A 522-nucleotide genomic window follows, 5' to 3' on the forward strand; every position below is an offset into this window, starting at 1 on the left:
TCAGTTGTATCATCATGGGTTGCTTGTTTTTCTTCTTAACGCTTGATCCTGCAAGGGCGATGAGTTTCGCCGGCGCCTTCACAGCACCAAGCTTTGCGTTCATGGGCATTACCTTTCCAGTAACCGACATGAACACTGCAGCGCAAATCTGGAGAAGCTTATTGCCCGTGAGTCACTACATCGAAGTACAAACAGCACAATCAAGTTATGGCGCGAGCGCGGCACAGTCTTTGATCAGCCTTTCTTCTATGTTGTGGTACGCGGTTCCTGCTTTCGTGGTGATGTTGTTGATTAAGAAACACTTGGCGAAATCGAATCTGTCTGCACAAACGGATCTAACAGCCCAAGCTGCTCTATCTGCAAAAGCGACGCCTTCAACACAGCAAGAGAAATCTGAACAATCAGCACAACAAGGAGTAAAACGATGAGCTTTACTCAACTGCTCAAGCAAGAACTCTTAGCGGTATTGCGTAACCCTGTTGTACTTCTTACGGTATTTGGTGGTGTGGTCTTCTATTCATT

General features: G+C 46.4%; 1 protein-coding gene. It reads left to right on the forward strand.

Features of this window, described 5'->3' with window-relative positions; all coding sequences use genetic code 11:
- Positions 1–428, forward strand: a 428-nt coding sequence (locus GCE9029_RS25545; protein ID WP_197475444.1) for an ABC transporter permease, incomplete at its 5' end; no start/stop codon positions are given.
- Between the last annotated feature and the right edge of the window lie 94 nt (positions 429–522).

The organism is Grimontia celer, assembly GCF_900055185.1.
GTDB classification, from domain to species: domain Bacteria; phylum Pseudomonadota; class Gammaproteobacteria; order Enterobacterales; family Vibrionaceae; genus Enterovibrio; species Enterovibrio celer.